The sequence below is a fragment of the Asticcacaulis sp. YBE204 genome (assembly GCF_000495855.1).
In the GTDB taxonomy this organism is placed as follows: Bacteria; Pseudomonadota; Alphaproteobacteria; order Caulobacterales; family Caulobacteraceae; genus Asticcacaulis.
Map to the genome: position 1 here is coordinate 444,555 of NZ_AWGF01000004.1, position 25,681 is coordinate 470,235.

Genomic DNA, 25,681 nt, shown 5'->3' on the forward strand with positions numbered 1-25,681 from the left:
CACTAGGGCGGGCATGACGGGACTCATGCTCTTCGGGGGCAACCTGGGATCAGGAGGGACACTATGCCAGGATTGAAAAAGAGATCGGTTAATCTTGCGGGACACGCGACCTCCGTGGCGCTGGAGCCGGAGTTCTGGGCGGTGCTGGAAAGCATGGCGCAGGACAAGCGAATCAGTCTGGCGGCGCTGATCGCCGATCTTGATTCGCGGCGCGGCGAAAGTCTGCTGGCCTCGTTCTGCCGCCTGTCGGCGCTCGCCTTCGTGCAGAGCAAGGGGGCGGCGGTCAAACGCAAGAAGGTTTAGCGAGGGCCGGACGCGGGGCCCTGTGAATAAGCGCCTCCAAAACCGGCGACCTCTCTGTTTCCGTTTGGTTCTATCTTCGGATCGGGCTAAACTGCGATCATGCAGTCAGACGAAACCCAAACCTCACGCCTGTCGATCAGCCAGCAAGCCTCGGTTAACGGCGCTGGCCGCCCAGCCGACTATTTTCAGGGTCTTAATGCCGAACAGGCTGACGCCGTGCGCTCGACGCAAGGGCCGGTGCTGGTTCTGGCCGGGGCCGGGACGGGCAAGACGCGGGTGCTGACCACGCGAATCGCCCATATCCTCAATCAGGGTCTGGCGAAGCCGTGGGAAATCCTCTGCGTCACCTTCACCAACAAGGCGGCACGGGAGATGCGCGAGCGGGCCGAGCGCCTGATCGGCCCGTCGGCCAGCGACCTGTCGAACCTCGGTACCTTCCACTCGATCGCCGCGCAAATCTTGCGCCGTCACGCCGATCTGGTCGGGCTGAAATCGAGCTTCAACATCATCGACGACGACGACCAGACGCGCCTCCTCAAGCAGATCATGGAGGCGCGCCGCATCGACGTGAAGCGCTTCCCGCCCAAGGTCATGGCGCACTTCCTCGATCAGTGGAAGAACAAGGGCCTGACGCCGGACAAGGTCCTGAAAATGACCGCGGACGAAGGCGCGCAATTCGCCTCCAATACGGGCGCGCAAATCTATGCCGAGTATCAGGAGCGGATGCGGGTGCTCAACGCCTGCGATTTCGGCGATTTGTTGCTGCACACGCTGAAAATCCTGACCGAACATCCGGACATTCTGGCGCAGTACCACCGGCGCTTCAAATATGTGCTGGTCGACGAATATCAGGACACCAATGTCGCGCAGTATCTGTGGCTCAGGCTGCTGACCAATGCCGACCGCAACCTGTGCTGCGTCGGTGACGACGATCAGTCGATCTATGGCTGGCGCGGGGCTGAGGTCGATAATATCCTGAAATTCGAGCGCGACTATCCGGGGGCCAAGGTCATCCGGCTGGAGCGCAATTACCGCTCGACCCAGCATATCCTGTCGGCGGCCTCGGGCCTGATCATGTCGAACAGCGCGCGTCTGGGTAAGACGCTGTTCACCGATCAGCAGGGTGGCGAAAAGGTCCGCGTCAACGGTTTGTGGGACGGGGCTGCCGAGGCCCAGAACGTCGCCGAGGACATCGAGCGCCTGAAAAAGCAGGGCCGTAAATATCAGGACATGGCCGTGCTGGTACGCGCTTCTTTCCAGATGCGGGCGTTTGAAGAGCGGTTTTTGATGCTGCAAATCCCCTACACGGTGGTTGGCGGCCCGCGCTTTTTCGAGCGTGCCGAAATCCGCGACGCCCTGGCCTATCTGCGCCTGATCCAGTCGCCGGACGACGATCTGGCCTTCGAGCGCATCGTCAATGTCCCCAAACGCGGGATCGGCGACGCCACGGTGCAGAAGCTTCTGATGCAGGCGCGGCTGGCCGGGCAGAGCGTCATGGCCGCCGTGCGCGATCTGGTGCAGACGGACGAATTGCCGACGCGGACAAAGACGCCGCTGATCGCCTTTTTGCGCGACTACAGCAAGTGGGCCGGTCTGGTCGCGACGACATCGCACGACAACCTGCTCGACGTGGTCCTGACCGACAGCGGCTATTACGACATGCAGCGCGCCGACAAGGTATCGGGGGCCACGCGCATCGACAACCTCAAGGAAATGATGAACTCCATGCAGGATTTCGATAATCTCGAATCCTATCTGGAACACGTGTCGCTGGTCATGGACATAGAGGGCAAGGGCGGCGACGACACGGTGCGCATCTCGACCCTGCACGCGGCCAAGGGGCTGGAATTCCCCGTCGTCTTCCTGCCGGGGTGGGAGGAGGGCGTGTTTCCGTCGCAGCGCGCGCTGGACGAGGGTGGGTTGAAGAGTCTGGAGGAAGAGCGGCGGCTGGCCTATGTCGGTCTGACGCGGGCACGCGAACTGGCCAAGGTCAGTTTCGTCGCCAACCGGCAGGTCTTCGGGCGCTGGACAAACCAGATACCGTCGCGCTTCGTCGATGAAATGCCGATCGACCACGTCGAGGCTTCGTCGCAGACCGGCTATAATCAGGCCGGCTGGCAATCGCAGGAATCGCGCTGGGATCGCGCGGGCTATCAGCCGAACCACGAGAAGAAGGCCGACAGCTTCAGCGATCGCCTGTCGGGTGTGGATATGAGCCGGCTGGAGCGCAAGCCTACCCCGCACCGCATCGCGCCCTCGAAACCGCAGCCATCGAAGGGGTTCACCATCGGCACACGCGTCTTCCACAGCAAGTTCGGCTATGGCGAGGTGATGGCGACCGAGGGCAACAAGCTGATCGTCGATTTCGATATCTCGGGCGAGAAGAAGGTCATCGATAGCTTCGTGGAAAAGGCGTGATCATGAAAGCTTTGGGGGGATTGATTGTGGGCTTGATGATCGCTGCCGGTCCGGTGGCGGCGCAGGACTGGAAGCCGCTCGATACGGATAATACGCTGATCGTCGAAACGACCAAGGGCCGGGTGCTGATCGAATTGCGGCCCGATATGGCGCCTCAGGCGGTCGCGCGTATCAAAACCCTGACGCGGCGCGGGTTCTATGACGGGCTGTTATTCCATCGTGTGGTCGATCATTTCGTGGCGCAAACCGGTAATCCGAACAATAAGGACGGCGGCAAGAGCGATCTGCCCAACCTGCCACTGGAAGCGATTTTCAAGCTGAGCGACGCCGTGCCGCATACGGTGGTGGCTCGACCACAAGGGGCGACGACAGGCTTTATCGGGGCGACGCCCTATGTGGCGATGACCGACCGTCACATGCCGCCGGGCAGCGTGCGGGCGTGGGGAACGCACTGTCGGGGCGTGATAGGCATGGGGCGTGATGATATGCCCAAGGACTCTGCCAACAGCGAACTCTATATCATGCGCGATACCGTGCCGCGGCTCGACCGCGACTATACGGTGGTCGGGCGGGTTGTCGAAGGTTTCGAGGCGCTTGGTGCGCTGGCTATCGGTGCCCCCCCAACGCAACCCGACGCCATGAAACGCGTGCGTGTGCTGGCCGACGTACCCGCGAGCGAGCGTCCGGAACTTGAGATCATGGACGTCAGCGGTCCGGCGTTTGCGGCTCTGGTCGCTGCGAAGTGGACCGAAAAGGGCGCTGATTTTTCGGTGTGCGACCTCGATGTGCCGGTTAGGAAACTGCCATGAGCGGTGAATGGACCGTCTGGGGCAAGGTGCGGGCGCGGGAGACAGCCGAAGGGCTGGAACTGTATATCGACGGTCTGACGACGCAGGCCAAGTATTACAAGCCCTTAGTCTATGAGTTTTTCCGTAAGGAATGGCGCGGGTCGCGTCCGGCGTGGGGCGATCATGCGGTGGAAATCCGAATGGAGCATATCGGCGATCCGCCGTGGATGGACCTCGACAATCTGGCCAAGGCTTTGCTCGATGCGATCAAGGGGTTCGTGTTTCACGACGACAGTCAGGTGGCGCGATTACTGGTCGAACGCTTCGAGGGCGAACGCGAACAAATCCATATCCGGGTCTATGCGTTGAAGCGGTAGCACCTTTACCTCCCCAGTTTACTGGGGAGCCGGGCGGCCGGTGCCGGGGACCGCACGACGCGCGAAGCGCTAGATGCGGTGGTGGGGGCTCGCGAAGCGGAAGCAGATATGGTGTTTCCTCTGTTCCGAGCCCCCCTCCGTTTCGTCGCTTTCGCTCCGATCCACCTCCCCCGGCACGCCGGGGGAGTAAAGACCTAACCCCACGGCGTTAGTGCACCCCAAGCCATCAGCAGAATCGCATAACAGAGCCAACCAAGATTGAGCGCCGTATGCGCCGCCTTTTGCCATAGGGCCCAGCCGTCGGCGTGGTAATTGGCTTCTTCATAGACGCGATAGAGGTTGCCCAACTGAAACAGGGTCGCCAGAGACGCCAGCACCGCCATGCCCGACGCCATCTGCAACTGACCGCTAGGCCAGCGCGTGAACAGGGCGCTGGGGTCGCCATCGAGGCTCGATTTCCAGCTTTGGAACATGGCGATGGCCAGAATCCACACAGCAGCGGTGGCGTAGGATATCCAAGTCGCCATGATCTGAGGATCGGTCGGGTGCTCGCGCTGACCGATGCGGCTGAGGCCCATCAGCACCATGACGCACGACCCCAGCATCAGGCCGGTCATGGAATAGAGAAAATCGGGGGTATGATACCAGGCGACGCGCTCGAACCGCGCCATATTGGCCGAGGTCTCGAACGCGGTGGCCTTGCCGCCCTGTGGCTTGAACAGGAAATGCAGGTTCTCGAAGCCGATCTGCGGCCCCAGCGGGTTCATTTCCTGCGGGATGAAGAAGCCGCGCGCCGAGGTGGTGACGAAGGCCGAGGCTCCATCCTGCGCCGCTACGATCAGGCGGCCGTCATTGTCGACATCGACCTCGACCGTGTTGATCAGGCGGGTTACCGCGCCCTCAAGCCCGCCGAACGCCCGACGAGACGAGACATAGGTGCCGCTGACAGCGTCGAAATAGGCCGGGTTCTGGGCATAGGTTTGCGCGGGCAGGCGTGGGCCACCAGAACCCGCGCCTTCCAAATGACGGATCAGAAGTTCCGGATAGGCGCGCGTCAGGGTATCGCCGGTTTCGGTATTGGCGGCGATGAAGATTCCGATGCCCAGTTCCGGCACGAGGATCATATTGGCGTTGAACCACAAGGTCGCGCCGGAATGACCGTAGGTCTGGCGGCCCTGCGCGGTTTCGCCGATGCGGAAGCCGGACGCCCAGCCGTTATAACCATTGGGCATGCGCAGCAGGGGCGATCGGAAGGCCTTGGTCGAACCGGCGTCGAACAGCTGGACGCCGTTCAGTTGCCCGTCGCCGAGCAGCAGCGACATGTAGCGGCCCATGTCGGCGGCGGTCGATGACCCGCTCAGGGCCCCGGCCAGCGGCAGGGCGAAGTCGAACGGCTGGGTTTTCCACGTCGCGCCGTCCCAGCTGTAGCCTTGCGAAAGGCGGCCCGACAGCGACGCCGGCATCGGCGCGGGCAGGCCTTCGGCCGAGGCGGAGGCGTTGATCAGAGCGGGGTCGTAGGGTTCGCGCAGGGTGGTCGAATTGAGGCCCAGTGGCCGGAAAATCCGGGCCTCCATCAGGGTCGGGACATCGGCAGCCTTGGCGGTGTGGGCGGCAGCGCGGGCGGCGAGCGCCGCGCCGTAGTTGGAATAGCTGGCGAAATCGCCCGGTTCGCGCACCCGGTCCGGGGCATGGCGGCGGAAATAGGTGTCGGTCGATTCGATGCGCCCCTGATCGAGGCGGAACAGATGGCCAAGTGCGGAGTCTTCGAACCCGCCGGTATGGGCCATCAGGTCTCGCATCCGGAGCGGCTTCGTATAGCGGCGGTCGTCGCGGAAAATATCGGGCGGAAGGTAGGCGGAGACGGGGCCGTCGAGTTTCAATCGTCCGGCTTCGATCTCCTGCCGCGCGACGATCCAACTGAAGGTCTTGGTGATAGAGCCGATGCGAAACAGGCTGGCATTGCCGTCGACCGCATGACGCGGCGACAGGCGGTCGTAGCCGTAGCCCTTGATCAGGACGGGCGCGTCACCTTGCACCACGGCGACGGTGACGCCCATGACGTGGTCGCGCTGCATGAGCGCCGGGATCAGGGCATCGGTGAAGTTCTCGATGTCTTCTGCGCTGACCGGTGTGCCGGTGATGCGATTGACGACCAGCGGCGGCGCAGGCGCAACGGTCACGCGTGGCGCGATGCGGCGTCTGGGTGTCGGATTGACCGGTGCCGGCGGGGTTTCGACAGCGGCCACCGGCACGTCGACCGGCGGCGGCATGGCAGCTGTAAAGGCCCCGACGGGCCACAGGGCAGTGATCACGCCCGCGATAAGGGGCAAGTGATGTTTGGTTAATTTAATGAGCGAAGCGTGAAACCCGGACATTGTTGGCTTTCCGCGGGAGGGCCGTTATTTTTTGCGGAACTGATCGAGCGACACGACCTTGGGTGCATCGTCGCTGTCGATCTTTTCAGGGGTGGCGACCGGAGTATCTTCGATCTCGGCGGCGAGGTCGTCATTGGCCTCTTCGGCTTCCTCGACCTCGAATTCGAGGATGAACTGGACGCTGGGGTCGTAGAAGCGCGTGATCGCGGCATAGGGAAAACGCAGAACCTTGGGCATGCCGCCGAAGCTAAGGGTGACACTGACTCGGTCCTGTTCGACCTTGAGGTCGCGAAACTGATGCTGGAGGACGATGGTGATGTCCTTTGGATAGCGCAGCAACAGATCGTCGGGGATCGACACGCCTTCGGCGCGGGTCAGAAAGGTCACGTAGAAGTGGTGGTCGCCGGGCAGGCCGCCGGGTTGCGCCGCTCGCAAAAGCGCCTGACGTATGACACCGCGCAGGGCCTCCTGAGTCAGGTTGGCGTAATCCATATGGTCGATCACGGGCGGGGCTTCGGACATGACGGTAACTTCGGCAACGGAGGAATAGCCAAAAGACTTAGCACGTCGCAGGCGAAACAAAACAGCAAAAATGCCCCTGTCCCCGCGAAAATGGAGGGTCAAGGTTCTGGAAAAAAATGAAATGGAAAAGTGATGGGGTTCTGTTGCCAGGCCCCCATCGGGCCCCGCCTGGAGGGCTTATTCCCCAGGAGTTTAGGTGGATTTACTCCGCCGCATTACGCAGCAAGAGCGACATCCGAAGCGAAGTTATCGTTCGCAACTAGAATTTTGGGCTGATCAAGGCGGCCCAAACCTGGAGAAGGCTACACCTTTACACGTCTGTCGATGCTGATCGGCCCCATGATGTCCCGTAAGGGAGAGATGGTGGAGCCGCCGGGAATCGCACCCGGGTCCAGTCCGCTTATTACGTGGGCGTTTATCCCCATAGATCCCGAAGGAACAGTCTGAATATAGGCGCTCTGCGGTTATTAAGAAAGAGGGGCGGGGGCTCATGCACATAAAAAAGCCGTCCGCAGTTAAGCGGACGGCCAATAGCACGACCTCAGGGGCTTGTGGGGGGACTACCCGCTTCGGGACAAAGCGTCGTGCGTCAGGGCGTCCGGGAGAGACGCCCTGTATCCGAATTAAAAGAAGCCGAGCTTCGCCGGCGCGTAGGAGACGAGGATGTTCTTCGTCTGCTGATAATGATCGAGCATCATCTTGTGCGTCTCACGACCGATGCCCGACTGCTTGTAACCACCGAATGCCGCGTGGGCCGGATAGGCGTGGTAGCAGTTGGTCCACACGCGGCCCGCTTCGATGCCGCGGCCAGCGCGATAGGCGATGTTCTGATCGCGCGACCACACGCCCGCGCCGAGGCCGTAGACCGTATCGTTGGCGATCTCGATGGCTTCCTCGACGGTCTTGAAGGTCGTCACCGACACCACGGGGCCGAAAATTTCCTCCTGAAACACCCGCATCTTGTTGTGGCCTTCAAAGATGGTCGGCTTGATGTAGAAACCGTCCTTCAGATCGCCGCTGAGGTGATTGGCCTCGCCGCCGGTCAGGACCTTTGCGCCTTCCGCCTTGCCGATATCGAGATAGCGCTGGATCTTGGTATATTGTTCCAGAGAAGCCTGAGCGCCGATCATCGTGCCCATATCGAGCGGGTCGCCCTGCGTTATGGCCTCGACGCGGGCAATGGCCTTTTCCATGAACCGGTCATAGATCGACTCGTGGACCAGAGCGCGCGACGGACAGGTGCAGATTTCGCCCTGATTGAGCGCGAAGAAAGCGAAGCCTTCCAGCGCCTTGTCGAGGAAGGCGTCGTCTTCGTTCATCACGTCGGCGAAGAAGACATTCGGCGATTTGCCGCCCAGTTCCAGCGTGATGTTGGTCACATTGTCGGCGGCGGAGCGCATGATTTCCTTGCCGACGGCGGTCGAGCCGGTGAAGGCGATCTTGGCGATGCGCGGGCTCTTGGCCAGCGGCGCGCCCGCCTCGATGCCGGTGCCGTTGACGATGTTCAGTACGCCCGGCGGCAGCAGGTCGTGGATCAGTTCAGCGACGACGAGGATCGAGGCCGGGGTCTGTTCGGCGGGTTTGAGGATGACGCAGTTTCCGGCGGCCAGAGCGGGCGCCAGCTTCCACGCGGCCATCAGGATGGGGAAGTTCCACGGGATGATCTGACCGACCACGCCCAGCGGCTCATGGAAATGGTAGGCGACGGTATCATGGTCGATCTCGCCGATCGAGCCTTCCTGCGCCCGTATACAACCGGCGAAGTAGCGGAAATGGTCGATGGCCAGCGGGATGTCGGCGGCGGTGGTTTCACGCAGCGGCTTGCCGTTGTCCCAGGTCTCGGCCTCGGCGATGGCGGCGAGGTGGCTTTCGATCCGGTCGGCGATCTTCAGCAGGATGTTCGAGCGTTCGGTGACCGAGGTCCGGCCCCATGCGGCCTTCGCCTTGTGCGCGGCGTCGAGCGCGCGTTCGATATCCTGCGCGTCGGAGCGCGGCACTTCGCACAACTTCTGGCCGTTGACCGGCGAAATATTGTCCATGTAACGGCCATTGACCGGCTCGATCCAGTCGCCGCCGATCAGGTTGCCGTAGCGCGCCTTGAACGGCGTAGCGGCGGAAATATCGCGTTCATGCTTGGTCATTTTGTCTGTCCTTATATCCGGGCTTGTTTACTGGTCGCGCATCTGATCCGAAAACCGTTTCACACTTTTCGAAATGCGCTCAGGCCCCCTGAGAGTTCCAGTCTGCGCCCGCCTGAAACCCCCCGGCAAGGCCAAGCCGCGATGTTGCGGCGCGGCATCACGCGCCTTGTGATCGTAAGGGTTTGCGCGGTGTCGCGCCCTGCGTCAGAGGTGTCGCCAGTGTCGCAAATTGCGACAGGTGACAGGGTAAGAAAGAGGGCGCATAATGGCCGCAAATCGGTCGTAAGAATGGACCGAACCTACCGGGAGACGCTCATGACTGTCATGGATACCGCCCGCGTCGAAGCGGCGCGCAAGGTGTTTTTCGAGCAGCGCAGTCTGCCTGTCGATCAGGTCAATCACGCCATTCTGCGCTCGTGGATGCGTTGCGCCGATATGGGGCTCGATGCCCGCCGCGCACCGCCCGCCGAGGCCCCCAGCGCGTCGGATATCCGTCATCTGCACGAACGCCACGAAGCCCTGCGCCGCATTTCACGGCCTGAACTCGATGCGCTCTACAGCGAGGCGCGCGACCTGTCGGGCATCGTCATCCTGACCAACGCGAAGGGCGAAATCCTCGATGCGGTGGGCGACGCGACCTTTGCCGGTAAGGCCGCCGAAGTAGCGTTGCGACCCGGTGTCCTGTGGAGCGAGGACGGCACGGGCACCAACGCTATCGGCACGGCCATCGCCGAACGGCGCAGCGTCGCGGTCAATGGCGCGGAACACTATTTTCAGGCGCACGGGGTTTTGAGCTGTGCCGCGACGCCGATCATTGACCCGCGCGGGGCAGTGCTGGGGGTGCTCGATATTTCGACCCCGGCCAGCCCGCAGGGATCGCATATGCTGGGCCTGATGCGACTGGCGGCGGAGCAGATCGAACACCGGCTGTTCCGTGACGGCTTCGAGGATTGCCGCACCCTGCGCTTCCACAGCGACGCCAGTCTGCTGGGGGCGGCGCGCGAAGGCATTCTGGTGTTGCGCGACGACGTGGTGGTGGGGGCCAACCGGCGCGGCCTGTCGCTGATCGGGCGCAACTGGGACGACCTCGATCAGGTGCGTTTGAGCGACCTGTTCGACGGTGCGCCGAATGGCACGGGACGGCTCAGGGGTCATGACGGTCGCGACTATTTCAGCCGCTGCGACGACAATGGGCGCGGAACGCTGGTGACGGCAAACCGGCTGGAGGATGTCGAAACCGCCGCCATCCGCCGGGCGCTTGAGGCTCACGGCGGGAATGTCAGCGCGGCTGCGCGGGCACTGGGCATTCACCGCTCGACGATTTATCGCAAGGCGGGATTGTAATTTTTTGTCGCGCATTTGATTCCAAAAACCGCTGCACACTTTTTGGAAACGGAGTTCGGCGAAGCCAATGCGCTCTAATCCAGCAGGATTTGGCGGTCGGCCTCGCGTTGAGCCTCCATCACCGCCTCGGCTTCGATGGCGTTGGCCTTGAGTTTCGCCACCGCGCGCCACACCTGCGCCAATTCGTCCTTTCCGTCAGCCTCCGGGACCGGCGTGTCGAGTTTGCCTTCCGACAGGCCGATGATCGTTCCGGCGAGGCTCAGCAGCGGCTTGTTGATGAAATTGACGATCAGCCACAGCGACACCAGCCCGATGACCACGATGGCCAGAACTGCCGCCAGCAGGAAGGTGATGGCCCGGTCAGCGTTGAAGGCGGCGGTCCTGTTCTGACTATCGATCAATTCCTGACGCGATGCGGTCACCAGACCATCAAGGTGCGACTGAAAACGGATACGATCGGGCCTGTCGGTCAGTCCCAGAGCGCGGGCCTCTTCGATGTGTCCTTGTGTGGCCAGGGCGGCGAGGTTGCGGCGGACGCCGATGAACTTGCCGACCAGCGGTTCGGTGGTTTTCAAGCGCGCGCGGTCGTCCGGATCCTTTGAGGTGCGCCAATCGGCCAGCAGCAGCTCCATCGTATCCAGATTACCGGTCAGCTTATTGGCGAATTCATTGACTTCGACCTGATCGCGGGCGGCATAGATGCCGCGCGATTCCATGACGACGTTGCTGACGAGGTGGTTCAGGCGCTCGATATCGTAGGTATGTTCGTAGGCGCGGCCATATTCGCCGATCATGTCGCGATACTGGGCGATGGTCACCAGTCCCAGCGCGGTGATGGCGAGTGCCATGGTCGCGAAGACGGCAACCAGCGCGAAGATGCGGGCGCGGATAGACATGGCGGTTCCTCTCGGTAGCTATGGTTCGTGACTTTGCACGATCGCCCGTTCTGCGGAGCAAGTTGAGTGTAAGAGGAAAATTGTAAAAAGGATATTTAAGACAATTTGTCTCAATATCCGGAATGTAAGAAATTTGTTGCACAAAAAAGCCGCCGGAGGTTGAAACTCCGACGGCTCTTTCTGTTCCAGGTAACGGTCCTAGGCCCGTGGCCTAGTGGTTGTCGCGGGGGACACCGATGCCGATCTGGGCGATGCGCTGATACTTCACGGCGTTTTCGAGTACCATGCCGGAGCCCATCTGACCGACGACGCCGCGCTGCATTTCCTGCCACGGCGTCTGGTGCGCCGGGTATTGGAAGCCGCCAGCGGCCTCAAGCGCCGTGCGGCGATCGGCGATCTCTCCGTCGGAGATCAGGACGTTGACGGTGTTGGCATTGAGATCGACGCGCACCTTATCGCCCGTTTGCAGGATGGCGAGGTTGCCGCCCGCGGCGGCTTCCGGCGAGGCGTTGAGGATCGAGGGCGAACCCGACGTTCCCGACTGACGCCCGTCGCCGATACAGGCCAGCGAGGTGATGCCGCGCTTAAGCAGGTAGTTCGGCGCGCGCATATTGACGACTTCGGCCGCACCCGGATAACCGATGGGACCGGCGCCACGCATGAACAAGATGCAGTGTTCGTCGATGGCGAGGCTCTCGTCGTCGATGCGGTGGTGATAGTCTTCCGGACCGTCGAAAACTATGGCGCGACCGGTGAAGGCGTTGGGCGAGGTCGGATCGGACAGGTAACGCTCGCGGAATTCCGGCGAAATGACCGAGACCTTCATGACGGCGCTGTCGAATAGGTTGCCGCTAAGGACGCGGAACCCGGCGGCCAGTTTCAGCGGCTGCTCAAACGGACGGATGACCTTCTCGTCTTCGATAATAGCATCGCGGCAGTTGTCGCCGATGGTCTTGCCATTGACGGTCAGGGCGTCTTCATAGATCAGGCCCTGCTTGATGAGCTGACCCACGACGGCGGGGACGCCGCCGGCGTGGTGGTAGTCTTCGCCGAGATACTCACCGGCGGGCATCAGATTGACCAGCAACGGCACCTCTTCGCCGTACTCCTGCCATTCCTCGACGGTCAGCTCGACGCCGATGTGGCGAGCCAGCGCGTTGAGGTGGATCGGGGCGTTGGTCGAGCCGCCGATGGCCGAGTTGACGCGGATGGCGTTGATGAAGGCTTCCTTGGTCAGGATGTCCGACGGCTTGAGGTCTTCGTGCACCATGTCGACGATGCGCTGACCGGTGCGGTAGGCGCATTCCTGACGGTCGCGGTGCGGTGCGGGGATGGCGGCCGAATAGGGGAGCTGCATGCCCAGCGCTTCGGCGAGCGAGTTCATCGTCGTCGCCGTGCCCATGGTGTTGCAGTAGCCGGTGGACGGGGCCGACGACGCGACCAGCTTGATGAAGCCCTGATAGTCGATTTCACCGGCGGCCAGCAGTTCGCGGGCCTTCCACACGATGGTGCCGGAGCCGGTGCGCTCGCCCTTGTACCAGCCGTTGAGCATGGGGCCGACCGACAAAGCAATCGAGGGGATGTTCACCGTGGCGGCAGCCATCAGGCAGGCCGGGGTCGTTTTGTCGCAGCCGATGGTCAGGACGACACCGTCCAGCGGATAACCGTAGATGACCTCGACGAGTCCGAGATAGGCCAGGTTGCGGTCGAGACCGGCGGTCGGACGCTTGCCGGTTTCCTGAATCGGGTGGACCGGGAATTCCAGCGGGATGCCGCCGGCCTCGATGATGCCGTCGCGGATGCGCTTGGCCAGTTCGAGGTGGTGGCGGTTACACGGGCTCAGGTCCGACCCCGTCTGGGCAATGCCGATGATCGGCTTGTCAGACTGAAGCTCCTCCAGCGACAGACCGAAGTTCATGTAGCGCTCCAGATAGAGCGCGGTCATGTCGGCGTTGCCGGGATTGTCGAACCATTCGCGCGAACGCAGCTTGGTCTTGGAGCGGGGTACGGAGTTCTGAGACATCGGTGTGGGGATCTTTTTTATAGACGAGAGAGACGAATTACTTGCTGACGAACAGGTGGTGGACCGTCGTCTGGGTGTAGGTTTCGCCGGGGTTCAGACGCGTGGTCGGGAACTTCGGCTGGTTCGGGCTGTCGGGGAAGTGCTGGGCCTCGAAGGCCACGGCGTCGCCCATACGGGTCACCTGACCACCCTTGCCGGGGACCTTGCCGTCAAGGAAGTTGCCGGTGTACATCTGGATGCCCGGTTCCGTCGTCAGGATTTTCAGGCCGCGGCCGGATTTGGCGTCGGTGAGGGTGACGGCCAGCTTCGGCGTCTTGGTCACGCCGCCGCGCAGCACGTAGTTGTGGTCGATGCCGAGGCCGACGAGGATTTGAGGGTCGCGGGCGTCGCGGACGCGGCTATCGATCAGCGTCGGCTTGGTGAAGTCGAACGGCGTGCCCTTGACCGGGGTGATTTCGCCCGACGGGATGGCGGTGTCCGATGTCGGCAGATAGCCGTCCGATTCCAGTTGCAGCGTGGCGTCGAGCGCCGAACGACCGGAATTGACGCCGCCGAGGTTGAACAGCGAGTGGTTGGTCAGGTTGATGACGGTCGGCTTGTCGGTCGTCGCCTTGTAGCTGACGGTCAGGTCGTTGGCCTCGCTGAGGGTGTAGGTCACCTCGACCTTGACCGTGCCGGGATAGCCTTCTTCGCCGTCGGGCGAGGTATAGGCGAGCGTCACCGAGGCGGTACCCGCCGCGCCGCCGGACTTCATGTCCTTGACGGTCCAGTTGACCTTGTCCCAGCCTTTGAGACCACCGTGGAGGTGGTTGCCATTATTGTTGGTCGCCAGCGTATATTCCTTGCCGTCGAGCGAGAACTTGCCCTTGGCGATGCGGTTGGCATAGCGGCCGACGGTGACACCGGTATATTGCGGCGTTTCGACATAGCCGGTGATCGTGTCGTAGCCGATGACGACGTCGGCAACCTTACCGGCGCGATCCGGAGTCTTCAGCGATTGCAGGGTGGCGCCATAGGAAATGACCTTGGCGGTGACGCCCTTGGCGTTTTTCAGCACGACGGCCTTCACTTCGGTCCCGTCGGCCAGCTTGCCGAACGATTCGCTGGTCGCCGTCGCGGCTAACGCGCCCGACGTCAGGCTGAGTCCAGCCAGAACGAGACCGGCAGCCAGCGCCGTGGAGTTGGAGAATGTCATGCCTGAGGCCTTTCCGTAGGGGATTGCGTTTCCTGAACACCATGCCGCGTCTTGTCGCGGCTTAGGGTGATGATTAGACCTTGGTTTTTAGTCAGACAATAGAAAAATGCGTCTGGCAAAATTATATGACAAAATCACGCGCCGTGGGAAGGGGCGGTCTGGAACTGATTGCCGAAAAAGGTCGTCTGGCGCTTGGCATAGTTGCGGGTTTTTTGTTTGGCCAGATCGCGCGCGGCGGCCAGTGTCATCTCGCGGCGCACATAGGCCCAGAGCTCGGCCAGACCCAGTACGCGCAGGATCGGCCAATCACTCTGTAAGCCTTGCACGATAAGGGTTTCGACCTCGTTCAAGGCGCCCTGTCCCAGCATCAGATCGAAGCGTCGGTCGCAGCGGTCGTAGAGCCAGTCGCGGTCGGGCCGGAGGATTTCCAGACTGTACGATCCTTCCGGTAGCAGCGGCACATTGCGCTTTTGCCAGTCGCTGAGGGCCGTACCGGTCTGCCAGACGACCTCCAGCGCGCGGGTCAGGCGCTGACGGTCGTTAGGCGCGATCCGCGTGGCCGCTTCGGGGTCGAGCGTGCGCAGCAGGTCACGCACGGCGGTTTCCCCTTCATTTTCGTAGGTCTGGCGCGCGCGCTGACGCACCGCGTCGTCGATGTCGGGAATCTCGGCCAGACCGCGCGTCAGACTGAGAAAGTATAAACCGGTGCCGCCGACGATGCACAGGGACTGATCGCCACGCAGGGCGGCCTCGATATAGGGCGTCGCGGCGCGGACCCAGTCGCCGGTGGACCACAACTGATCCGGGCCCAGCACCCCGTAAAGTACATGGGGCGCTTTCGACTCATCGGCGGCATCGGGTCGCGCCGTCAGGATCGGCACGTCGCGATAGAGCTGCATCGAGTCGGCATTGAGGATCACGCCGCCGGTCTGCGCCGCCCAGTCGAGCGCGCGCGCCGACTTGCCCGAGGCCGTCGGGCCACCCAGCAACAGAATGTGAGGCGCTTTGTCGGTCATGATCCGTGAAAAAAGGTTGTGTCGATCCTGTTTCGGCCTATACGCCCCTCAACGTAATGGGAATAGACAAAATGGCCAACCTCGACAAACAGATCGTCCTCGACGCCCTCGATACGATTGCCGATCCGGTGACGGGCAAGGGTCTGACGGCGGCAGGTCTGGTGCGCGGTCTGGTCCTGTCGTCAGGGCGCGTCGGCTTCATGCTGGAGGTGCCGCACGCGGACGTGACGCGCTTCGGTCCCGTGCGCGTAGCGGCGGAGGCCCTGCTGGCCGGTTTGCCCGGTATCGAGAAGGCGCAGGTCGTACTGACCGCCGAAACCGAGGCCCCCAAATCTGAAGCTTCTGGCCATGTGCGTCCGGAAACCAAGGCCAAGCTGTCGCCGCAGGCCGCCGATCAGGGCAAGCCGAAAGCCCCCGTCGCCACCGCGCGGCCCGATCACGTCCGGCACGTCGTCGTCGTCGGGTCCGGCAAGGGCGGGGTCGGCAAGTCGACCGTGTCGCTCAATCTGGCCCTAGGCCTGAAACGTCTCGGTCTGCGCGTCGGCTGGCTCGATGCCGATATTTACGGACCCTCCGCCCCGGTCATGCTGGGGATCACCACACCGCCGACCTTTGACGACAACAAACACATGGTGCCGCCGGTGGCCTTCGGGTTGAAGGTCAATTCGGTCGGCTTCCTCGTCGATGCCGATCAGGCAATGATCTGGCGCGGACCGATGGCGTCGCAGGCCCTGACGCAACTCCTGACCCAGACGGCGTGGGGCAGCGACGAGACGCCGCTCGACGTGCTGATCGTCGATCTGCCGCCGGGAACCGGCGACGTGCAACTGACCCTGACGCAAAAGACGCTGATCGACGGGGCGGTGGTGGTTTCGACGCCGCAGGACATGGCGCTGATCGACGCGCGCCGCGCCGTGACCCTGTTCGGCAAGACCGGAACGAAGGTGTTGGGTGTGGTCGAGAACATGGCCTATTTCTTGGGCGCTGACGGCACGGCGATCGAGATTTTCGGCCGTGGCGGCGCACGGAAGATGGCCGAAGGTCTGAACCTGCCGTTCCTGGGTGAGGTGCCGCTGGACCCGGCCCTGCGTCAGGCATCGGACGACGCCGCGCCGTTGCAAACTGGCGTCATGGCCGAACGCTTCGACGAGATGGCGAAAGCCTTGTGGGGACAGTTGACGTCGTGAGCCGCTTTATGCTTGTGTAAGGGCATAATACGCGCCGGGGAGGCGTGACCGAGGGGGAATACGATGCGTAAAACGATCATTACCGCTTTTGCGGGCGGACTGTGCCTGTGGTTGATGGCGAGCCAACTGGCGGCGCAAACCATGACGCCGCCGCCGACCAATCCGCGCAATTCTACTTATCGTTCGTCCGATTATCGGTCGGGCACATCTTCCCTCGATCGCCGGACATCGGATGCCAAAGAGCGTCGGGATGCCGAAAAAGCCGCCGCTGCCTTGCAGGCCGATGCGGCCCTGACCAAGGCCATTGAGACGAAGGATTATCCCTATCTGCTGAAACGCTACGATAGGGACTGCACCAGGGCCAAGGCAGACCTTGCCAGAAGTAAGGCGCTGCCGGAGCGGGCAACGGCGCTGAACCGCACGCCTCAGGTCGCGCGGGCCTGCCATGCACTGGCGGAAATGTATCATAACGGACTGGGCGTACCGATCGACAAGGCCCGTGCCGCGGAACTCTACACCGACTCCATGCATCTTGGGATTACCAACTCTCAGGACGCCCTGATCGGTCTGGCGGCGGATACGCCTTCGCGTATTTCCGTTATTAACGGCATGGCCAATGATCCTCAACTGGGGTTCGACAATCGCTGTTTTGCCACGCGCAAGGTGGCCGAGATGTACGCCAAGGGGAATGGTGTAGAAAAAGACCTGTCGCAAACCGTCAAATGGCACCGGCTGTGCTACGACAGTGCCGGTGCAACCATCGATACAGTTCTTCCGGGATATGTTCTGAACGGCGCCCTCAGCCTGATCGACCTCTATACCCGGGATGACCCGAAAATCCGTAACCTGCCGGAAGCCCTGGCTATTTCGGAACGCGTCAACAGATCCAAAGGCCAAACCGAACCCCGATATCTGGCTCAGGCCCAGTATCAGGCCGGACGCCTGCTCCACAGCGGTGGGGCGGGACCGAAGGATACGACCCGTGCCATCGACCTCCTTGAAAAAGCCGCGACCGCGGGCCAGGTGGACGCGATGGTGTTTCTGGCCGACATCTATGATCGGGGTGAGGGTGTCGCCGCCGACAAGGCCAAGGCTTCGGCCTGGCTGGATCAAGCCGTGCAGGCCGACAGTCCAGCCGCGCACCATCTGCTGGGCAAACGGGCTTATGCCGGAAAGGATTTGCCGACGGCCAAGGCCAGGTGGCTGGAAGCAGCCAAGCAGGGACACGCGGGAGCCCAATATGCTCTGGGCCAGTATTTCCTGAACGACACGGCCAAGACGCCTAACGATCAGGCCAATGCTTATGTCTGGCTGGATGTGGCGGCGCGTAACGGGCATCCGGCAGCGGTCACTGCACGCGATGCGTTAAAGGGCCAGTTGCCGGACAATCTGCTGAAAGCCGCCGAAAGCGCGGAAACCAGTCTGATTGCCGCCTATCCCAAGGTCATCGGCTAAGGTTTTTCACAGGCGACGGAGTGTCGTTTCTTGCGAGTGCGAGAAGCGTAACCATATCAGGAGCGGTTACTTATTCGCCGGAGCCGAACCATGTCGCTGAACACCCTTCTGTCGCCCTATGCCCTTAAATCGCTGAACCTGCCCAATCGTGTGGTCATGGCCCCCATGACGCGGCAGTTTTCGCCCGGCGGCGTACCGACCGACGACGTGGCCCGATATTACGAGCGCCGTGCCGAGGACGGCATCGGCCTGATCCTGACCGAAGGCACGGTGATCGAGCGTCCGGCCTCGAAGAACGAACCCAATATCCCGAACTTCTTCGGCGACGCACTGCCCGCGTGGGGCAAGGTCGTCGAAGCGGTTCACGCCAAGGGCGGTCGCATTGCGCCGCAGCTCTGGCACACGGGCGCGGCGGCGTCGAACACCGGCTACGATCCAACTCCTAAAGACACGCCGTCGGGTCTGACGCTTACGGGTGAAAAACAATGGGAGCCTATGACCGATGCGGCGATTGCCGACTCGATCGCCGCCTTCGGGCGCGCGGCGGGCGACGCCAAGCGATTGGGTTTCGACGCCATCGAACTGCACGGCGCGCACGGCTACCTGATCGACGAGTTCTTCTGGGACCAGACCAACCGCCGCGGCGATCAGTGGGGCGGGCCGACCATCGGCGAGCGCACCAAGTTCGCGGCCGAAGTCATCAAGGCTGCCCGCGCCGAAGTCGGGCCGGACTATCCGATCATCATCCGCATCTCGCAGTTCAAGGGCGGGGTGTACGACGCCCGCGTCGTCACGACCGAGGCTGATCTCGAGGCCTGGGTCCGCCCGCTGCTCGACGCCGGGGCCGACATTATCCATGCCTCGCAGCGCCGTTTCTGGGAGCCGGAATTCGAAGGTTCGGACCTCAATTTTGCGGGCTGGGTCAAGAAGCTGACCGGCGCGCCGGTGATCACCGTCGGCAGCGTCGGCCTGAGCGGCGACTTCATCGGAGCCTTCGGCGGCGAGCACTCCAGCCCGCAGGGGATCGAGGAACTGCTGCGCCGTCTCGATCGCGGCGACTTCGACTTGGTGGCCGTAGGCCGCGCTATTCTGGGCGATCCGGCGTGGCTGACCAAGATCAGCGCCGGTCGTCACGAGGAATTGAAGCCGTTCGACCGTTCGGCGCTCGCGACTCTGGTTTAATTTCGCCAAACAGGTATTGTAGCTGTCATCAACCCTTCTTAGGATAACGCCGTTCAGGTGAAATCTTAAGGAGGGTTGTTTCATGCGTATCAGAACCGCAGCCATGATCGTGGCAAGCTCAGGCCTTGCCCTGACGACGGCTCATTCGGCGACGCAGCCGAAGCAGGTGGTTACCGGACCGGTGGCCGAATACTGGATGGATACGACGACTCGAACCGGCTTTTCGCTGGGTGGCGGCAAGCCGAGCATGGGCTCGATGATGAGCACTATGATGGGCGGTGGCGACAAGGTCCATCACGACCTCAAGCTTGAACTGTCCTCGAAAAAGGCGGCCACGGGTGAGGCGAAGGCCGACCATTTCGTGCCGTCGACGCTCGGCATGGGGGCCAGCCTTCCGCTCTATTTCAAGACCACGCCGAACACACCGGGGAAGGTCGAGGAAGGTCCGGGCACCAACACCTACGACCCGCCTAAAGGGAAAATCCTGATCTACTGGGGCTGCGGCGAAAAGGCGCGTCCCGGTCAGCCGGTGGTGGTCGATCTGTCGAAACTGACGGCGACCGATGCCCGTCTGGCGGAATTCCAGAAGCTGACCGCCTCGACGGTGAAGATCAATACCGTCGTCGGGCCGTTGCCCTCCACCTCGACGACCTATGGCGAGTGGCCGAACGTCAAGCACAACAAGGGTCTGCCGGGACAGAGCTCGATCGCCGGGGCGCATACGATCAAGGGTAATTACAGCCCGGACATTGCCTTCAACCTGACGCCGCAGCAGGATTTCATGGCGCCACTGGAGCTGACGGCCAATGCGCCGCTGCCGTCGGGTGCGGTCAATCTGGCGTGGAACGTGGTCGGCAATTCGACGGGCTATTTCGCCTCGACCATCGGCGGCGACGGCAACACGTTTGTCTTCTGGAGTTCGTCGGAGGCGCAGGCCGGTCTGATGGCGATGAGCCTGATGGCCGATTACCTGCCGCCGGCGGAGGCTCAGCGTCTGGTGACGCAGAAGGTGCTGCTGTCGCCGCAGACCACGACCTGCGCCGTGCCGTCCGAGGTTTACAAGGCGGCCCCGCAGTCTCTGTTGAGCCTGACAGCGTTCGGCGGCGAGACCAATATCAGCTATCCGCCGCGCCCAACCGACGTGAAGGTGCCGTGGAATATCCAATGGACGGTCAAGGTGCGCTATCGTTCCTCGACCGGCGGTCTGCTGGGGCAATCGATGGAAAGTATGATGGGCGGCGCTCAGGCGGACACCGACTCCGAAGCGTCTTCGTCGGCCAAGCCGGAAGAAAAGAAAAAGAAGAAGTCGATGCTGGGCGACATGATCAAGGAAGGCGTCAAGTCCAAAATCGGGTTTTAGAAAGATACATACTCCCCCGCCACGCGGGGGAGGTGGCAGCCCATAGGGCTGACGGAGGGGGCCTTAGTTTGTTCGGTAAGGCCCCCACCACCATTCGCTCCGCTCATGGTCCCCCTCCCCACAAGTGGGGAGGTATGATTATGGTCTTATCCGCTCAAACACCTTCAACGTAAAATCGAAGTCGTCGCCTTCGCCTTTTTCGACGAATTCCGATTTGGTTTCCGCCCACACCGCCGGATCGATTTCCGGAAACAGCGCATCGCCCTCCAGCGTCGTGTGAACCAGCGTCACATATAGCCGGTCGGCCTTGGCGATCGTCTGGGCGTAGATATTGGCCCCGCCGATGACCACGACTTCATCGCCGCCTTCATCCGCCGCGTGTTCGCGCGCGATCTCCAACGCCTCGAACAGGGTTTCGCAGATGACCGCGCCCTCGGCTTCGAACTTGAGATCGCGCGAGCAGACGAGGTTCAGCCGTCCCGGCAGCGGTTTGCGCGGCAGCGAGTCCCAGGTCTTCGAGCCCATGATGATTGGCTTGGACTGGGTGATGGCCTTGAACATCTTCAGGTCAGAGCGCAGATGCCACGGCAGGCTGTTGTCGCGCCCGATGACGCGGTTTTCGCTCATAGCGACGATAAGGGAGAGTTTGGGACGGGGCATGATCTTCTTTCATACTCCCCCAGTTTACTGGGGGAGGTGGATCGCTGCCGAAGGCAGTGAGACGGAGGGGGCTCGGGAAAATGGAAACAGCGCATCTGCATCACTTACGCGAGCCCCCACCACCGCATCTAGCGCTTCGCGCGTCGTGCGGTCCCCCTCCCCAGCAAGCTGGGGAGGTATGTTTTTAAACCGCCACCGGCGCTTTCAGTGCGCCATGCGACTGATAATCGATCAGTTCGATATCGGCATAGTCGAACCCGAACAAATCCGTCTTAGGGGCCAGTTTCAGCGTCGGGAACGGCAGCGGATCGCGGGTCAGTTGCGTCGTCGCCTGTTCCATATGGTTCGAATACAGATGCACGTCGCCGAAGCTGTGCACGAAATCGCCGACCTCAAGCCCTACGGCCTGCGCCACCATATGCGTTAGCAGGGCATAGGAGGCGATGTTGAACGGCACGCCCAGAAACACATCCGCCGAACGCTGATACAATTGGCACGACAGTTTGCCTTCAGCGACAAAAAACTGGAACAGGCAATGGCACGGCGGCAGGGCCATGTCCTCGACCTCTGACGGGTTCCACGCCGAAATGACGTGGCGGCGCGAATAGGGATTGGTCTTCAGGTTCTCGATCAGCTGCGCCATCTGGTCGATGACGCGACCATCGGGGGCGGCCCACGAGCGCCACTGCTTGCCATAGACGGGGCCGAGATCACCGTTCTCGTCGGCCCACTCGTCCCAGATGGAAACCCCGTGGTCCTTGAGGTACTTCACATTGGTGTCACCGCGCAGGAACCACAGAAGCTCGACCGCCACGGATTTGAAATGCACCCGCTTGGTGGTCAGGAGCGGAAAACCCTTTGAAAGATCGAAACGAATCTGCCGTCCGAACGCACCGGTCGTGCCCGTGCCCGTACGGTCCATGCGCGTCACGCCGCTGTCCATGAGGTCGCGCACGAGATCGAGATACTGATATTCGGGGTGTCGGGCCATGGCGCGCTACTCTATAGGGGATACGATTCTGCGACGATTATAGTGAGGAGTTCGCCCCATGTCATTGCCCGTCTATTACGACCGCGATTGCGACCTCAGCGTCATCCGGGGCAAGCGGCTGCTCATCGTCGGCTATGGCTCGCAGGGGCGGACCCAGGCGCTCAATGCCCGCGATTCCGGCGTGGCCGAGATCAGGGTGGCGCTGAAACCCGACAGCGATACGCGGGCCAAGGTCTGGGCCGACGGTCTCAGCGTCGTGACGGTCGAAGAGGGCGTGCAATGGGCCGAGGTCATCGTCGTCCTGACGTCCGACGAGGCGCATCAGGCCCTGTTCCGCGATCAGATCAATCCGCACCTGCGCGCCGGTCAGGCCCTGATCTTCGCGCATGGTCTGTCGGTCAATTTCGGGCTGGTCACGCCGCCGGAAGGTGTCGATGTGCTGCTGGTTTCGCCCAAGGGTATCGGGCCGCGCATTCGCGACATCTACGAGGCGGGCGAGGGGGTTTTCTGTCTGTTTGCCGTGCATCAGGACGCGACGGGGGCGGCTAAATCCATCGGCCTGTCCTTCGCGGCGGCGCTGGGCTGCGGGCGCAAGGGGATACTGGAAACCACCATGAAGGCCGAGTGCGAAAGCGACCTGTTCGGCGAGCAGGTCGTGCTGTGCGGTGGGACGCGCGAACTGGTGACGACGGCGTTCGATACGCTGGTCGCAGCGGGTTATCCGCGCGAAGTGGCGTGGTTCGAGACCTGTTATGAATTGAAACTGGTCGTCGATCTGTTGTGGGAGCGCGGCATGTCGGGCGGCTTCGAGAAGATTTCCAATACGGCGGAATATGGGGCTTATCTGACCGGCCCGCGCGTCATCGGCGCGGCGTCGAAAGCGGCGATGGACGCGGTGCTGAAAGACGTGCAGTCGGGTAATTTTGTACGCACCCTGATGGCCGATTACGATGCAGGCGCGGTGGACCTGAAGCGCCGTCGCGCGGCTCTGGCGGACAATGCGTTGGATGATACGAAGCGCTATCTGGACGGGGTGGCGGCAGCGGCGAACGATAACGTCGGTTAGGGGGAGACATGGGTAAAATCTGGAAAATCGTCGGACTGATTTTGTGTATCGGACTGGCCGTCAGTGTCTGGCGCTGGCATGCGCCTGCGCCGGAATGGCGTGACGGCGATCTGATTTTCCAGACTTCGCGCAGTCAGCAATCGAAGGCCATTCTGCTGGCCAGTCGCAGTCTTTACACCCACATGGGCATCGTCAAACGCACGCCCGATGGCTGGGTCGTTGTCGAGGCCGTCGGGCCGGTCAAGGAAACGCCGCTCAAGGCATGGGCCGCGCGCGGCAAGTTTGCTCGTTACGCGGTTTATCGGCCCAAAAACCTGACCGAGACTCAAACGCGAAAGGTCTTTGCCGCGGCCAAGGCACTGTACGGTCGCCCTTACGATATCTATTTCTCGTTTGATAATCGCAGCATCTATTGCAGCGAACTGGCTTATCTGGCGTTCAAACCGGCGGGCATCGAACTGGGGCAGCGGCAGCGCATCGGCGAACTGGGCGTAGGTGAAGGTGCGGCACGTAAACTTATCGCGAAACGCGCCGCCAAGGACCCGGATTGCAAAGGCTTATCCTCCGACGCCTGTATCGCGCGTGTCATGTTACGGGAACTCGTCACACCGGTCAGCATCGCCCGTGACGCCGATGTGCGGAAAATCTATTCCAACTATCTCCTATAAAGGACGTGGCTCTATTCCGGTTTGATCGCCGGACACACGCTCTGTGTCGCGATCGCGTGTTCCTGTGCGCTGACACGGCCATCTCGGTTGCAGTCCCAAAGCCGGAACTGGAAGCGGATGTCGGGGAAGTCGTTGCCGGAGTCCCAGAAGCCCGACGGGGCAAATTCCACCTTCATGTCCGCTATGCACTGGTTGCGGAATTTGCGGATCGTTTCGGGGTCTTTCGACACCTCGTCATAGCAGGTGCCATCCACCCATTCGAGCGAGGCGATACGCCCGTCATGATCGCGGTCGAAATGTCTGAGCGTCAGCGGCCAGCGTGCCTTGGCATACTCGCCTATGGTCAGGAAACCGTCCTTATCCGCATCATAGGCGATAAAGTCGGGCAGGGGACGGGTCACAGCGGACGGCACAGGCACCTGCACCGTCTGATCGGCCTGTGCGCCGCCGCCCACGGCAAACGCCAGACAGAGCGCCATCCCCCGTCCGTACATACTAGGCCGTAAACTCATAAATATGGCCGCCATGGCGGCAGAAATAGCAAAATAATGCCAGGAGATGGGCGCAGGCCGTAGTTGACCTACGGCCAAGCGCATCGACGCCGCAGGATGAAGCTATTTCGCCGCGCAGAGCGTGCGGCCCATTTGCACGGGCTACGGCGTCGAAAAATCTCGAAAATGTTAGCATTTCCCTTCGTTTTTCTCCTGGTATCCGCACAAATGGTCTCGCACCATGGCGGTCATATTTATGAGTTTACGGCCTAGTCCCGCAGCAGCTCGTTGATGCCGGTCTTGCTGCGCGTCTGGGCGTCGACGCGCTTGACGATGACGGCGCAGTAAAGATGCGGCGCGTTCGGGTTCTTGTCGTTCGACGACGGCATGGAGCCGGCGACCACCACCGAATAGGGCGGGACCTCGCCATAGAAAACCTCACCGGTGGCGCGGTCGACGATGCGGGTCGATTGACCGATATAGACGCCCATGCCCAGCACCGAGCCTTCGCGGACGATGACGCCTTCGACGACTTCGGAACGCGCGCCGATGAAGCAGTTGTCCTCGATGATCGTCGGATTGGCTTGCAGCGGCTCAAGCACGCCGCCGATGCCGACGCCGCCGCTCAGGTGGACGTGCTTGCCGATCTGGGCGCAGGAACCGACCGTGGCCCAGGTATCGACCATCGTACCTTCGCCGACATAGGCACCGATATTGACGAAGGACGGCATGAGGACGACGTTCTTGGCGACGTGCGCACCGTGGCGGACGATGGCGCCCGGCACCGAGCGGAAACCGGCGTCCTGATAGTCTTCGGCGCTCCACTTGGCGAACTTGTTCGGCACCTTGTCCCAGAACGGCCCGATCGGGGCTTGCTCGAACAGGCCGCGGCCCGTGTGCATCAGTTCGTTGGCGTTGAGACGGAACGATAGCAGGACGGCCTTTTTCAGCCACTGGTGCACGACCCATTCGCCATCGACCTTCTCGGCGACGCGGAAGCGGCCGTTGTCGAGCAGGCCGAGCGCCTTTTCGACGGCGTCGCGCACCGAACCGGTGGTGGACGGCGACAGGGTGTCGCGGATTTCCCAGGCGGCTTCGATATCGTCGTGGAAGGCGGCGAGGTCGGACATGGCGGCTCTCTCATCAGGTCAAAACAGAATGAGAGAGGCCTTAAGCGCTCAGGCGCGGGGGATCAAGTGTTTAGGGCACGATTCCGATCTGTC

General features: G+C 62.0%; 22 protein-coding genes and 1 other RNA gene. 11 read left to right on the forward strand and 12 right to left on the reverse strand.

Annotation, left to right across the window (positions count from 1 at the left end; translation table 11 throughout):
* The first annotated feature begins 63 nt into the window (after positions 1–63).
* The 4 genes from AEYBE204_RS0120170 to AEYBE204_RS29265 all read left to right on the forward strand — a co-directional run bounded on the left by AEYBE204_RS0120170 (position 64) and on the right by AEYBE204_RS29265 (position 3,886).
* Positions 64–303: a ribbon-helix-helix domain-containing protein gene (locus tag AEYBE204_RS0120170; RefSeq protein WP_031230355.1), complete on the forward strand. Its 240-nt coding sequence runs from the start codon at positions 64–66 to the stop codon at positions 301–303.
* A 99-nt stretch (positions 304–402) separates the two neighbouring features.
* Positions 403–2,721 (forward strand): ATP-dependent helicase, encoded by a 2,319-nt coding sequence (locus tag AEYBE204_RS29255; RefSeq protein ID WP_023462042.1) that lies wholly within the window; start codon positions 403–405, stop codon positions 2,719–2,721.
* Positions 2,722–2,723: 2 nt separating this feature from the next.
* The gene (locus AEYBE204_RS29260) at positions 2,724–3,530 is read left to right on the forward strand and encodes a peptidylprolyl isomerase (protein ID WP_023462043.1); all 807 of its coding nucleotides are present in this window, start codon (positions 2,724–2,726) and stop codon (positions 3,528–3,530) included.
* Positions 3,527–3,886 (forward strand): RusA family crossover junction endodeoxyribonuclease, encoded by a 360-nt coding sequence (locus tag AEYBE204_RS29265; RefSeq protein WP_023462044.1) that lies wholly within the window; start codon positions 3,527–3,529, stop codon positions 3,884–3,886. The genes AEYBE204_RS29260 and AEYBE204_RS29265 overlap by 4 nt, the downstream gene beginning before the upstream one ends.
* 194 nt (positions 3,887–4,080) lie before the next feature.
* On the opposite strand, the gene AEYBE204_RS29270 is transcribed toward AEYBE204_RS29265, so the two are convergent.
* The 4 genes from AEYBE204_RS29270 to AEYBE204_RS29280 form a co-directional block, all read right to left on the reverse strand.
* Positions 4,081–6,216: a serine hydrolase gene (locus AEYBE204_RS29270; protein WP_235068118.1), complete on the reverse strand. Its 2,136-nt coding sequence runs from the start codon at positions 6,214–6,216 to the stop codon at positions 4,081–4,083.
* Between the two features lie 69 nt (positions 6,217–6,285).
* Positions 6,286–6,783, reverse strand: a complete 498-nt coding sequence (locus tag AEYBE204_RS29275; protein ID WP_023462046.1) for an SspB family protein — start codon at positions 6,781–6,783, stop codon at positions 6,286–6,288.
* A 128-nt stretch (positions 6,784–6,911) separates the two neighbouring features.
* Positions 6,912–7,262: a transfer-messenger RNA gene (gene ssrA / locus AEYBE204_RS39915) on the reverse strand.
* Positions 7,263–7,406: 144 nt separating this feature from the next.
* Entirely contained in the window at positions 7,407–8,924 is a 1,518-nt protein-coding gene (locus tag AEYBE204_RS29280; RefSeq protein ID WP_023462047.1) for an aldehyde dehydrogenase family protein, read from the reverse strand.
* 315 nt (positions 8,925–9,239) lie between these two features.
* Between AEYBE204_RS29280 and AEYBE204_RS29285 the strand changes: the two genes are divergently transcribed.
* A complete protein-coding gene (locus tag AEYBE204_RS29285) occupies positions 9,240–10,268 on the forward strand; it encodes a sigma-54-dependent Fis family transcriptional regulator (protein ID WP_023462048.1) in 1,029 nt (342 codons plus the stop codon).
* Between the two features lie 74 nt (positions 10,269–10,342).
* Here the strand turns inward: AEYBE204_RS29285 and AEYBE204_RS29290 are convergent, their stop codons facing one another.
* The 4 genes from AEYBE204_RS29290 to miaA all read right to left on the reverse strand — a co-directional run bounded on the left by AEYBE204_RS29290 (position 10,343) and on the right by miaA (position 15,398).
* Positions 10,343–11,164, reverse strand: coding sequence for a methyl-accepting chemotaxis protein (locus AEYBE204_RS29290; protein WP_023462049.1), 822 nt, complete (start codon positions 11,162–11,164; stop codon positions 10,343–10,345).
* Between the two features lie 211 nt (positions 11,165–11,375).
* The gene (locus tag AEYBE204_RS29295; RefSeq protein WP_023462050.1) at positions 11,376–13,187 is read right to left on the reverse strand and encodes an IlvD/Edd family dehydratase; all 1,812 of its coding nucleotides are present in this window, start codon (positions 13,185–13,187) and stop codon (positions 11,376–11,378) included.
* A 37-nt stretch (positions 13,188–13,224) separates the two neighbouring features.
* Positions 13,225–14,382, reverse strand: a complete 1,158-nt coding sequence (locus AEYBE204_RS29300; RefSeq protein ID WP_023462051.1) for an aldose epimerase family protein — start codon at positions 14,380–14,382, stop codon at positions 13,225–13,227.
* A gap of 134 nt (positions 14,383–14,516) precedes the next feature.
* Complete coding sequence (miaA, locus tag AEYBE204_RS29305; protein WP_023462052.1) at positions 14,517–15,398, reverse strand: tRNA (adenosine(37)-N6)-dimethylallyltransferase MiaA; 882 nt, start codon at positions 15,396–15,398, stop codon at positions 14,517–14,519.
* 71 nt (positions 15,399–15,469) lie between these two features.
* On the opposite strand from miaA, the gene AEYBE204_RS29310 reads away from it, so the two are divergent.
* The 4 genes from AEYBE204_RS29310 to AEYBE204_RS29325 all read left to right on the forward strand — a co-directional run bounded on the left by AEYBE204_RS29310 (position 15,470) and on the right by AEYBE204_RS29325 (position 20,582).
* The gene (locus tag AEYBE204_RS29310) at positions 15,470–16,585 is read left to right on the forward strand and encodes an Mrp/NBP35 family ATP-binding protein (protein WP_023462053.1); all 1,116 of its coding nucleotides are present in this window, start codon (positions 15,470–15,472) and stop codon (positions 16,583–16,585) included.
* Positions 16,586–16,648: 63 nt separating this feature from the next.
* Positions 16,649–18,040, forward strand: a complete 1,392-nt coding sequence (locus tag AEYBE204_RS29315; protein WP_023462054.1) for a tetratricopeptide repeat protein — start codon at positions 16,649–16,651, stop codon at positions 18,038–18,040.
* 90 nt (positions 18,041–18,130) lie between these two features.
* Positions 18,131–19,222, forward strand: a complete 1,092-nt coding sequence (locus tag AEYBE204_RS29320; RefSeq protein ID WP_023462055.1) for an NADH:flavin oxidoreductase — start codon at positions 18,131–18,133, stop codon at positions 19,220–19,222.
* A gap of 82 nt (positions 19,223–19,304) precedes the next feature.
* The gene (locus tag AEYBE204_RS29325) at positions 19,305–20,582 is read left to right on the forward strand and encodes a hypothetical protein (RefSeq protein WP_031230364.1); all 1,278 of its coding nucleotides are present in this window, start codon (positions 19,305–19,307) and stop codon (positions 20,580–20,582) included.
* Positions 20,583–20,720: 138 nt separating this feature from the next.
* Here AEYBE204_RS29325 and AEYBE204_RS29330 read toward each other — a convergent pair whose 3' ends face one another.
* On the reverse strand, positions 20,721–21,242 hold the full coding sequence (locus AEYBE204_RS29330) for a dihydrofolate reductase (RefSeq protein ID WP_023462057.1): 522 nt from the start codon (positions 21,240–21,242) through the stop codon (positions 20,721–20,723).
* A 184-nt stretch (positions 21,243–21,426) separates the two neighbouring features.
* Entirely contained in the window at positions 21,427–22,233 is an 807-nt protein-coding gene (locus tag AEYBE204_RS29335) for a thymidylate synthase (RefSeq protein ID WP_023462058.1), read from the reverse strand.
* A 58-nt stretch (positions 22,234–22,291) separates the two neighbouring features.
* Between AEYBE204_RS29335 and ilvC the strand changes: the two genes are divergently transcribed.
* Both ilvC and AEYBE204_RS29345 read left to right on the forward strand, forming a co-directional pair.
* A complete protein-coding gene (ilvC, locus tag AEYBE204_RS29340) occupies positions 22,292–23,299 on the forward strand; it encodes a ketol-acid reductoisomerase (protein ID WP_023462059.1) in 1,008 nt (335 codons plus the stop codon).
* A gap of 8 nt (positions 23,300–23,307) precedes the next feature.
* Positions 23,308–23,967 carry a YiiX/YebB-like N1pC/P60 family cysteine hydrolase gene (locus tag AEYBE204_RS29345; protein WP_023462060.1) on the forward strand — a complete coding sequence of 220 codons (660 nt, stop codon included), beginning with the start codon at positions 23,308–23,310 and terminating at the stop codon, positions 23,965–23,967.
* Positions 23,968–23,978: 11 nt separating this feature from the next.
* Here the strand turns inward: AEYBE204_RS29345 and AEYBE204_RS29350 are convergent, their stop codons facing one another.
* Together AEYBE204_RS29350 and dapD are read right to left on the reverse strand one after the other, a co-directional pair.
* The gene (locus AEYBE204_RS29350; RefSeq protein ID WP_023462061.1) at positions 23,979–24,446 is read right to left on the reverse strand and encodes a hypothetical protein; all 468 of its coding nucleotides are present in this window, start codon (positions 24,444–24,446) and stop codon (positions 23,979–23,981) included.
* Between the two features lie 281 nt (positions 24,447–24,727).
* Positions 24,728–25,588: a 2,3,4,5-tetrahydropyridine-2,6-dicarboxylate N-succinyltransferase gene (gene dapD, locus AEYBE204_RS29355; RefSeq protein WP_023462062.1), complete on the reverse strand. Its 861-nt coding sequence runs from the start codon at positions 25,586–25,588 to the stop codon at positions 24,728–24,730.
* Positions 25,589–25,681: the final 93 nt, after the last annotated feature.

Coding starts and splice junctions, on each gene's coding strand:
- miaA (WP_023462052.1), bottom strand. CDS start 15,398: ATGACCGACAAAGCGCCTCACATTCTGTTGCTGGGTGGCCCGACGGCC.
- AEYBE204_RS29260 (WP_023462043.1), top strand. CDS start 2,724: ATGAAAGCTTTGGGGGGATTGATTGTGGGCTTGATGATCGCTGCCGGT.
- AEYBE204_RS29290 (WP_023462049.1), bottom strand. CDS start 11,164: ATGTCTATCCGCGCCCGCATCTTCGCGCTGGTTGCCGTCTTCGCGACC.
- AEYBE204_RS29330 (WP_023462057.1), bottom strand. CDS start 21,242: ATGCCCCGTCCCAAACTCTCCCTTATCGTCGCTATGAGCGAAAACCGC.
- AEYBE204_RS29255 (WP_023462042.1), top strand. CDS start 403: ATGCAGTCAGACGAAACCCAAACCTCACGCCTGTCGATCAGCCAGCAA.
- AEYBE204_RS29350 (WP_023462061.1), bottom strand. CDS start 24,446: ATGGCGCTCTGTCTGGCGTTTGCCGTGGGCGGCGGCGCACAGGCCGAT.
- ilvC (WP_023462059.1), top strand. CDS start 22,292: ATGTCATTGCCCGTCTATTACGACCGCGATTGCGACCTCAGCGTCATC.
- AEYBE204_RS29335 (WP_023462058.1), bottom strand. CDS start 22,233: ATGGCCCGACACCCCGAATATCAGTATCTCGATCTCGTGCGCGACCTC.
- AEYBE204_RS29315 (WP_023462054.1), top strand. CDS start 16,649: ATGCGTAAAACGATCATTACCGCTTTTGCGGGCGGACTGTGCCTGTGG.
- AEYBE204_RS29325 (WP_031230364.1), top strand. CDS start 19,305: ATGCGTATCAGAACCGCAGCCATGATCGTGGCAAGCTCAGGCCTTGCC.
- AEYBE204_RS29300 (WP_023462051.1), bottom strand. CDS start 14,382: ATGACATTCTCCAACTCCACGGCGCTGGCTGCCGGTCTCGTTCTGGCT.
- AEYBE204_RS0120170 (WP_031230355.1), top strand. CDS start 64: ATGCCAGGATTGAAAAAGAGATCGGTTAATCTTGCGGGACACGCGACC.
- AEYBE204_RS29345 (WP_023462060.1), top strand. CDS start 23,308: ATGGGTAAAATCTGGAAAATCGTCGGACTGATTTTGTGTATCGGACTG.
- AEYBE204_RS29285 (WP_023462048.1), top strand. CDS start 9,240: ATGACTGTCATGGATACCGCCCGCGTCGAAGCGGCGCGCAAGGTGTTT.
- dapD (WP_023462062.1), bottom strand. CDS start 25,588: ATGTCCGACCTCGCCGCCTTCCACGACGATATCGAAGCCGCCTGGGAA.
- AEYBE204_RS29310 (WP_023462053.1), top strand. CDS start 15,470: ATGGCCAACCTCGACAAACAGATCGTCCTCGACGCCCTCGATACGATT.
- AEYBE204_RS29265 (WP_023462044.1), top strand. CDS start 3,527: ATGAGCGGTGAATGGACCGTCTGGGGCAAGGTGCGGGCGCGGGAGACA.
- AEYBE204_RS29320 (WP_023462055.1), top strand. CDS start 18,131: ATGTCGCTGAACACCCTTCTGTCGCCCTATGCCCTTAAATCGCTGAAC.
- AEYBE204_RS29280 (WP_023462047.1), bottom strand. CDS start 8,924: ATGACCAAGCATGAACGCGATATTTCCGCCGCTACGCCGTTCAAGGCG.
- AEYBE204_RS29295 (WP_023462050.1), bottom strand. CDS start 13,187: ATGTCTCAGAACTCCGTACCCCGCTCCAAGACCAAGCTGCGTTCGCGC.
- AEYBE204_RS29275 (WP_023462046.1), bottom strand. CDS start 6,783: ATGTCCGAAGCCCCGCCCGTGATCGACCATATGGATTACGCCAACCTG.